Raw genomic sequence first — 9,020 nt, 5'->3', positions numbered from 1 at the left:
TTAAAGCGATATTTAGTGACGTGGTTGATGATGCGCGACAGTTACAGTTTAGCTGTGGCTCAGGTATTACAGCGTGTGCTTTAGCGTTATTTGCTACCGAATGTGGTTACAGTAATTTAAGCGTTTATGATGGCTCGTGGAGTGAGTGGGGTGCAAGTGATTCATTACCCATCGCCACAGGAGAAAAGTAGATGTGTTGTGGGTTTAGAGCTTGCTCACGTTAAAGCCGCAGCGCCTCTAAACCTCTTTGTGAATAACAGTATTTAAAAATATTACTCACAAGGAGAAGTGAAAGAGAAGAAAATGAGAAGGTAAAAACCAGTGCTTGCTCGTATTTGTATTAAATAGCTTTTACTTTTTAAAATCATAAGGGCAGTTTTTACAACCATTTTTGCAGCACGAACCACGCTTTAAAAAAAACCACTTACTAAATATCATGTAACCACTTTGCATGGTGTAGTCGAGCCCTTCAATTAAATTGTCGTTACCTCTAAATTGCTTTGCAAAGTCTATTTGGGTTTTAATAGGTTGTGTATAAACACCCTCTAAAAAAGTATTTATTTTATTAAGCGTGCACTTGCGGCATAAACAACTTGTTGCTGTGATATCAAGCGGTAAAATAGCCGGCAGCTCATTGCACCAACACGCTGATATATCGTCTACATTACACGTTAGAGTGCTGTGACACTGAGTGCAGTTAAGTTGAGTCATTATAATTCTTTTTAGTAACAGTGAGCCAATAATAACAAATATTATGAATACACAAAAAGCATTAGCTGAATTTATTACATTTGGAGAGCAAAGGGACGAAGCTATATCGGTTATCGTTTCAAGCCCTGCTGATAGTAATAAAATTCATTATACTCTCTCAGCTGAGGTTTTAATTGATGTACTTAAGCGCTGTTTAAGTAACGAAATAGACTTGGATGATTTAGAGCTTTGGGCAAACGTAATTGAATCGCGAGATGACATTGATTGTGCAGAGCATGAAGGTTTTATTTATGCACTCAGTAATAGTGAGCAAATGGGAGAGCTTAATCATCAAAAGCTTGCCCAAATAGTTGCGTTAGTAAAAATTTGATTTGTTTAAAAAGCGAGATGTAAAACCTCACCTACAAAAAAACCGCACTTCAATTGAATGCGGTTTTTTAAATTGAAGACAATCGTTTTAAGCGATTATTTATGATATCCCAAGCACGTTTCTACTTCGTTTTTAGAACCTAAAATAACGGCTACTCGCTGGTGGATTGCATCAGGCTGAATATCCATAATGCGCTCGGTACCGGTTGAAGCGATACCGCCAGCTTGTTCTACTAGCATGGCCATTGGGTTTGCTTCGTAAAGTAGGCGTAATTTATTTGGCTTTTTAGGATCTTTAGTATCGGTAGGATAAGTAAATAAACCACCACGGCTAAGTACGCGATGCACATCGCCAACCATTGCTGCAATCCAGCGCATATTAAAGTTTTTAGCGCGCGGGCCCATATCGCCAGCTAGCAAATCATTGATGTAGTCTTGCATAGCTGGTTGCCAATGACGTTGGTTAGACGTATTAATTGCAAATTCGTTTGTGTCAGTAGGGATTTCGGCAAAGTCTTGTGTAAGTAAAAAGCTGCCTTGTGTTTTATCAAGGGTAAACATACGGGTGCCTTTACCTGTAGTCAGCGCAAGCATTGTTGACGGACCATAAAGTACATAACCTGCGGCAACTTGCTTATGGCCTGGCTGCATAAATATGCTTTCATCAGCAGCGTCTGAGCCATCAGGCGCTTCCATAATCGAAAATATAGTACCAACCAGCGAGTTTATGTCGGTGTTTGATGAGCCATCAAGTGGGTCAAATGCCACTATAAATTTAGCGTCTGGGTTACCGGCTACTGTGTAGTCTTCTTCCTCAGAAGCGATTGCTTTAACCGTACCTGATTCCAGTAAAATATCTTTTAACAGCTGATTAGATAATACATCGAGCTTTTTTTGAGTTTCACCTTGAATGTTTTCATCAAGGGTTGAGCCTAATACGCCAGAAAGCGCGCCTTGACCAACGCGAAACGAAATTTCTTTACATGCCGCTAAAACTGTTCGAATTAATGATAAAAGTTCTCTTGAACAACCATCTTCAAGTAATACTGGAGGGAGTCTACGCATTCTATTTTCCTGATAACGTGTTAAAACCAATCATAATGTGAGAGAGATTAGCTTAGAGCGCTGAAATTCGTCTTAAATAACTGTATTGTTTAAATAGCACCCTATAATGGTGTCACCTAATCGTACTTAAAACACAAACAACAAAGATAAGATTATGAAAAAAATACCACTACTAAGTTACATATTCTTTACTGTGCTGTGCACTATCATAACTCAAGCGCACGCAGCAATTAAGTCAATTGATGAATTTACTACGCAAATGAATCATTTTCCGGGCTACTATTCGTTTTTTTACGATACCCAAAACGGCAAAGTTTATTTAAAAGTAGATAAGTTTGAACAGCAATTTTTACTGCAACAAAGTTTACCTTACGGTATTGGCTCTAACGATATAGGCCTTGATAGAGGTCAGCTTGGTAATACTCACCTTGTGCAGTTTGAGCGTTTTGGCGACAAAGTAATGCTGCGGGCTGTAAATACTTACTATCGTGCTAATACAAGTAACAAGGCTGAACAGCAAAGTATTAAAGAAGCGTTTGCATCAAGTATACTTGCTGGTTTTAAAGTGGTTGCAGAGGATAAAGCCACAGCACTTATTGATTATACGCCTTATTTATTAAGTGATGTACATGGCGTAAGCCGCACACTTGCTGCACGTAAGCAAGGCAACTTTAGCCTTGATGAATCACGTAGCGCCGTTTATATGAATCGCTCAAAAGCATTTGTAAAAAACACTGAGCTTGAAGCCGTACTTACATTTAAGGGCACAAAACCAGGTGAATTTGTTCGCCAAGTAAGTGCCGACCCTTATGCGCTTACTGTTCATATGCATCATTCACTTATTCAATTACCAGATGATAACTACACGCCTCGTAAGTTTAATCCGCAATCAGGTTTTTGGAGTATAGAACATAAAGATTACGCAGCGCCGCTTGGTGAGTCTATGTATGTGCGTTATATACCGCGTCATCGTCTAACTAAAAAAGATCCAAGCCTACCTATTAGTGAACCCGTAGAGCCTATTGTTTACTACCTTGATCCTGGCGTTCCAGAGCCCGTTAAAAGCGCTTTGCTTGAAGGTGGAAAATGGTGGAACGACGCATTTACTGCTGCAGGGTACAAAAACGCATTTGTAGTAAAAGTGCTGCCAAGTAGTGCCGATCCTATGGATATTCGGTACAACGTAATTCAATGGGTACACCGTGCAACGCGTGGTTGGTCATACGGAAGCTCTGTAATTGACCCTCGCACAGGTGAAATACTTAAAGGGCATGTAACACTCGGCTCATTGCGTGTTCGCCAAGATATTTTAATAGCTGAAGCACTCGCTGCACCTTATTTAAAAGGTAATGAAGTTGCTAAAAACTTACAAGCTATGGCGCTTGATCGTATTCGCCAATTAAGCGCGCATGAAATTGGCCACACGTTAGGTATTTCTCATAACTTTGCTGCATCGGTAGGGGATAGAGCCTCTGTAATGGATTACCCACATCCGCTACTTAGTTTTAATGAACAAGGTAAGCTTGATGTAACGCGCGGCTATGCAACAGGCATGGGCGTGTGGGATACCCAAGTAATTAAATATGGCTATAGCGATTTTACTAACCAAGATGAAAGCGCAGAACTCGCCGCTATTTTAAAGGAGAACAAAGCCAAAGGCCTTGAGTTTATATCAGATAGCGACGCTCGTGCTAAAGGTGGCGCGCACCCAACTGCTCATTTATGGGATAACGGCACTAATCCCTCTCAGGAGCTTTTACGCGTACTCGACGTACGTAAAAAAGCGCTTTCGCAGTTTGGTATTAATAATATTAAAACGGGCGATTCACTATCGCAATTAGAGGAAAAACTAGTTCCACTTTATCTGTTCCACCGTTTTCAGGTTGAGGCTGCAGTGAAACTCATAGCCGGTGTTGATTACGAATACGAAACACGTGGTGACTCACCCGTAAAAGGCGCACAAGTCGTTAATAAAAAAATGCAGCAAGAAGCGGTAAGTGCTATTTTTGCAACGCTTAAGCCAAATAACTTATTACTTCCTGAATCTGTATTATCGCTAATTCCGCCAAAAGCCTATGGCGAGTCTAAATCGCGCGAGAGCATAGTTGGGCGCACAGGGTTAACGCTCGATGCAATGGCATTACCCGAAGTTGCAGTGCAGCATAGTTTATCGCTTTTATTAAATGCACAGCGTTTAAATCGCCTAGCGCAGCAGCAAGCACGCAGTAATGACTTTTATAGTCTAGATGAACTACTTGAGGCGCTATATAACCAAGTGTTTAACGTGTCGTCGCCTAATACAATGACAGGTAAAATTACTCAGCGCGTGCAATTTTTAGCAGCAAAAACTATGGCTGATTTAGTAGCAAGCGATAGTGTAAGCCCTGAAGTGCAGGCGCAGTTGCGTTACTACTTAGTTAAGTTGAGTGAAGACTTTAACCAAAACTCAATGTTGAGCCATACAAGTATTGGCGAGAGTGCATTTAAGCAATATTTAGCAGAGCAAGTAAATCAGTTTTTAATTAAAGGGCAATGGCCAAATAACTTTAAAGTACTTCCAATTCCTCCGGGCTCACCAATTTAGAATAAAAATTGAAGCGCTTAGTTTTAGCACTCAATATTAGTAAGTTAAAAAGCAAAACCCCGAGTATATTTATACTCGGGGTTATTTGATTCTAAAAGTGGATGAGTACTTTAAGACTTTATTTGCACTAAATCATAATCGGCCATACCAGGTACTATTGCTTGTAAGCGAGATTCGGTTACATCGAGTGCATTTAAACATTCGCAATATTCAGAAGCTTTAAGCTCTAATTGATGCGCCTTTTTTTGTAGCGACTTATCAATTTCTCTTGAGATAATATCCATGCGTTGTCCCATGTCGTTAATACGATCTTCTATATTGCCTTCACGCGATTTAAACGCATCTCCGAGTGATACCAAAATAGCACCTAACGATCCATGCACTGCAGAGTGAATTTGCTGGCTGATCTCTTTAGTAAAAAAATCATCTATTTGCGAAAGTGATTGAGGGGCTATAAAAAAGAAGTCATCGCCGCGCTTAAACTTATCCATTAGCGCACGCTCTACATACTGCAGTTGTGTTTTAAGTACTTCAGGTTCTTTGTCTGACATACCTTCAACTACGTGTTCAATAGCGCTTAAACCTAAGTTAACACCATCTGTAGCAAGATTTACTAATTCGGGGACTGTGTGGCGAATACCATTACTAAACTGTTCGAGTACCTTGCTTTCGTCATCGCTTAAATCAACCCAATAACCGCGAATAAACAGTTGGTTATTGTTATTAATTTGTACACGAGTCTGGCCTTTATCTAATATGCGAATCGCATCGTCAGTAATAATTAAACCATGACGTAATTCAACATCGCATTGGGCTTGTGCAAAGACATTACTGCTTGAGAGCGCTATGGACAACGCCAATATCGAACGAGATAGAAACGCCATAAACACCTCAAAAAGACTAAAATGGAAGGCGAGTAGGTTAACAAAAAAACAACTTTATGCAAGGGAAAATAAACCTATCAACTATCTCACAGAATAGTTGTATAGAGTGCAGCTTGAGTTTTTAGATATGGTTATGTTGGGCAAAATCAACAGTTCAACAAAGGGCTTAATATATAGCTAGAGAGGGTAGAAGTGGCTCATAGTAAAATAAGAACACGTGGTTTTTAAATGAAGTTTAAAAAGGTACAGCTATTTATATCAATTAAGCTTAATAGCCGACTCTAAATTTACTCTGGAGTCGGCTCAAAAGACTAAAAACTAAATATTTAGTGTGAAACCACTATTAAGCGAATTGCATCAAGTTGTAACTGCGTTTTTTCAATATACGTAGTTAGGTCGTTACGTTGCTTATCGTAGAAGGTAATTTCTTCTTGGCGAATATTCGGATTAATTTGCTTCAGGGCAACAAGTCGCTCTTGCTCTTCACTGAGTGATGTTTGCATTTTAGCAAGTGACGCTGCGCGAATAACTTCAAGTTTTTCTTGTGCCATATCTTTAGCGGTAGTGATCATTGGGTGAACAGCGCTTTGCAATGCACCGGCAAGCTTACTTGCTGTTTGGCGGCCTACGGCTGATAACTGCTGATTAAAGCCTTCAAATGCCACGTTTTCACCTAGGTTATTACCTGCTTTATCGAGCAATATACGAATTGGTGTAGGCGGTAAAAAGCGACCAACTTGTAATACTTTTGGTGCCATTGCTTCTGCAACAAAAATAAGCTCAACAAAAAAGGTACCAGGCGGTAACTTTTTATTTTTAAGTAAAGCCACCGATGCGCTACCAAAGTCGTCGTCACAAATCATATCCATGGTGCCTTGCACCATAGGGTGATCCCAGCTGATAAAGTGTACATCTTCTTGCGAAAGTGCCGTGTCGCGATCAAAGGTAACCGTCATACCGTCTTCTTTAAGCGATGGGAACGATGCATTTAACATATGCTCCGTTGGCTTTAAGATAATGGTGTTTTCGCCTTTATCTTCTTGGCTTACGCCAAATGTGTCAAACACGTTGATCATGTAGCTTGGCAATTCAAACTGGTTATCGAGTTTTTCGATATCAGTCACAAGCGAGTCAGCAGCACCTTGACCCGATGAATGTAGCTCTAGTAAACGATCTCGTCCGCTTTCCATTTTTTTACGCAGTACCGCATTTTGTTGTGCTACTTGCTCAAGTAATGGATCGAGTTCGTCTTCATCGCAGTTATGCGCAGAAATATATTCAAGTAAGTCATCACGGAACTCTTTATAAAGCATTTGCCCCGTTGTTGATGTAGATTCGAATGCATCTAGACCTTCGTTATACCAACGTAGCAGTACTTCTTGAGCGGTGTTTTCAAAATATGGCACATGAATGTTCACATCTTGTGTTTGGCCTATACGGTCTAATCGACCAATACGTTGCTCGAGCAAATCTGGGTTCAGTGGTAAATCAAACAACACTAAGTGATGCGAGAACTGGAAGTTACGACCTTCTGAGCCAATTTCTGAACACAGTAATATTTGTGCATTATCGTACTCGTCTGCAAAAAATGCAGCAGCGCGGTCACGCTCAATAATCGACATGCCTTCGTGAAATACCGACGCTTTAATTGCTTCACGTTCACGCAGTATTTGCTCAAGGCTGATAGCTGTTTCAGCTTTGGCACATATAAGCAGTACTTTTTCGCGCTTAAGTGTTTTAAGGGTGTCGATTAACCAATCTACACGTGGATCGAATAAACCCCAGCTTGCGCTTTCGCCTTCAAATTCTTGGAATATTTTTTCAGGAAACAGAGCACGGTGTGCACTTAGTTCAGGGTTTTGAATACCGCCCATATTACCAAGAACCGACATAGCCGTTTTATACTGCTTTGGTAATGCCATTGGGTAGGCGTGTAATTTACGGCTTGGGTAGCCGTCAATGCCGCTGCGGCTATTTCTGAATAATATACGACCTGTGCCGTGGCGATCGAGTAGCATGTTAAGTATTTCTTTACGCGCTGGTAAATCACCTTGCTGTGCTTTTTCAAGAATATCAGTAATGTCGGTTTCTTTTAATAGCTCAATTAGCGTGGCTTTGGCTGCGTCGTCCAGAGCTTGCTCTTGCAGTAATTGATTTGCCGCTTGCGCTACGTCTTTATAATTTGCTTCTTCTTCTTTAAACACGTCGTAGTCGTAAAAACGATCCGGATCGAGTAACTGTAAACGTGCAAAGTGACTGCTGTGACCAAGTTGATCAGGCGTTGCTGTAAGCAAAATAAGACCCGGAATATCTTGGCTAAGCTCTGCCATACGTTGGTATTCTGAGCTTGGCTTGCCGTTATTGATACTTAGGTGGTGGGCTTCATCTATTACTAAAAGGTCCCAATCAGTAAGCGTTGCTTGTTCAAACCAACGTTTTTTCTTGGTTAAAAACTCAAGGCTGGTAAGTACTAGTTGCTCTGTATCAAATACGTTTGGAGAATCTGCAAACGCTTCATCGCAGCGCTCTTCATCAAAAATAGAAAAACGTAAGTTAAAGCGGCGTAGCATTTCTACTAACCATTGGTGTTGTAGATTTTCAGGCACCACAATAAGTACGCGGCTTGCACGGCCACTAATAATTTGTTGATGTAGTATCATGCCCGCTTCAATTGTTTTACCAAGGCCTACTTCATCTGATAAAAGTACGCGTGGGGCAAAACGTTTACCCACTTCTTGTGCAATATAAAGCTGGTGCGGAATAAGATTAGCACGCTGACCAATTAAACCTTTAATAGGCGATTGTTCACGTTCAAATTTATGTAACCACGTTTGGTAGCGAAGTGTGTAGCGATCAAAACGATCTACTTGGCCTGCAAATAAACGATCTTGTGGTTTATTAAATTTAATAAAATGATCTAAAAAGGTTTCTTTAAGTTTAGCCGTTTCGCCATTATCAACACGGGTGCCGTGATAGCAAAGTAACTCGCCTTGTACTTCAATAGACTCTACTTCTAATTCCCATTCTTCAACGCTTTTGATCACATCGCCAGGATTAAATGCCACACGGGTAACAGGTGCTTCTGCACTAGAATAAACACGGTTTTCACCACTGGCAGGAAATAATATGCTGACCTGACGGCCTTCAATGGCAACAACGGTGCCTAATCCTAAATCTGACTCTGTATCACTGATCCAACGCTGACCTAAGGAAAAATTCATGTATGTCTCGTCTATGATGAAAAAGGCGGCTATGTTACCTGTAAGCTAACACCACTGCAAGGCGCTATTTGGCTCACTTTTAATTAATTTTGTAAGTGTTAATTATTACTATTAAAACAGCTTGTTTATGACTCTTTTTTAGGTAAATCAAAACTAATTACAGTTTGTAATAAAACGGACTTTTAT

General features: G+C 40.4%; 7 protein-coding genes. 3 read left to right on the top strand and 4 right to left on the bottom strand.

Going from position 1 to position 9,020, the window contains the following annotated elements; all coding sequences use genetic code 11:
- Positions 1-191: rhodanese-like domain-containing protein (locus tag H5159_RS19390; protein ID WP_409072623.1), on the top strand; the 191-nt coding region annotated here is incomplete at its 5' end.
- Positions 192-351: 160 nt separating this feature from the next.
- Here H5159_RS19390 and H5159_RS19385 read toward each other — a convergent pair.
- Positions 352-711 (bottom strand): DUF5522 domain-containing protein, encoded by a 360-nt coding sequence (locus H5159_RS19385; RefSeq protein ID WP_182695550.1) that lies wholly within the window; start codon positions 709-711, stop codon positions 352-354.
- Between the two features lie 43 nt (positions 712-754).
- Between H5159_RS19385 and H5159_RS19380 the strand changes: the two genes are divergently transcribed.
- The gene (locus tag H5159_RS19380; protein ID WP_024598912.1) at positions 755-1,081 is read left to right on the top strand and encodes a hypothetical protein; all 327 of its coding nucleotides are present in this window, start codon (positions 755-757) and stop codon (positions 1,079-1,081) included.
- Between the two features lie 95 nt (positions 1,082-1,176).
- Here the strand turns inward: H5159_RS19380 and H5159_RS19375 are convergent, their stop codons facing one another.
- On the bottom strand, positions 1,177-2,145 hold the full coding sequence (locus H5159_RS19375; protein ID WP_182780872.1) for a class 1 fructose-bisphosphatase: 969 nt from the start codon (positions 2,143-2,145) through the stop codon (positions 1,177-1,179).
- A 154-nt stretch (positions 2,146-2,299) separates the two neighbouring features.
- Between H5159_RS19375 and H5159_RS19370 the strand changes: the two genes are divergently transcribed.
- Positions 2,300-4,729, top strand: a complete 2,430-nt coding sequence (locus H5159_RS19370; protein ID WP_182780871.1) for a zinc-dependent metalloprotease — start codon at positions 2,300-2,302, stop codon at positions 4,727-4,729.
- Positions 4,730-4,839: 110 nt separating this feature from the next.
- On the opposite strand, the gene H5159_RS19365 is transcribed toward H5159_RS19370, so the two are convergent.
- Together H5159_RS19365 and rapA are read right to left on the bottom strand one after the other, a co-directional pair.
- Positions 4,840-5,613 (bottom strand): YggN family protein, encoded by a 774-nt coding sequence (locus H5159_RS19365; RefSeq protein WP_004335480.1) that lies wholly within the window; start codon positions 5,611-5,613, stop codon positions 4,840-4,842.
- Between the two features lie 326 nt (positions 5,614-5,939).
- The gene (gene rapA / locus H5159_RS19360; protein ID WP_182780870.1) at positions 5,940-8,834 is read right to left on the bottom strand and encodes an RNA polymerase-associated protein RapA; all 2,895 of its coding nucleotides are present in this window, start codon (positions 8,832-8,834) and stop codon (positions 5,940-5,942) included.
- Positions 8,835-9,020 lie beyond the last annotated feature (186 nt).

The sequence above is a fragment of the Pseudoalteromonas sp. SG43-1 genome, from assembly GCF_014164415.1.
GTDB classification, from domain to species: Bacteria; Pseudomonadota; Gammaproteobacteria; order Enterobacterales; family Alteromonadaceae; genus Pseudoalteromonas; species Pseudoalteromonas distincta.
The sequence above is the reverse complement of the archived record's forward strand: the minus strand, read 5'-3'. Positions and strand labels throughout refer to the sequence as shown.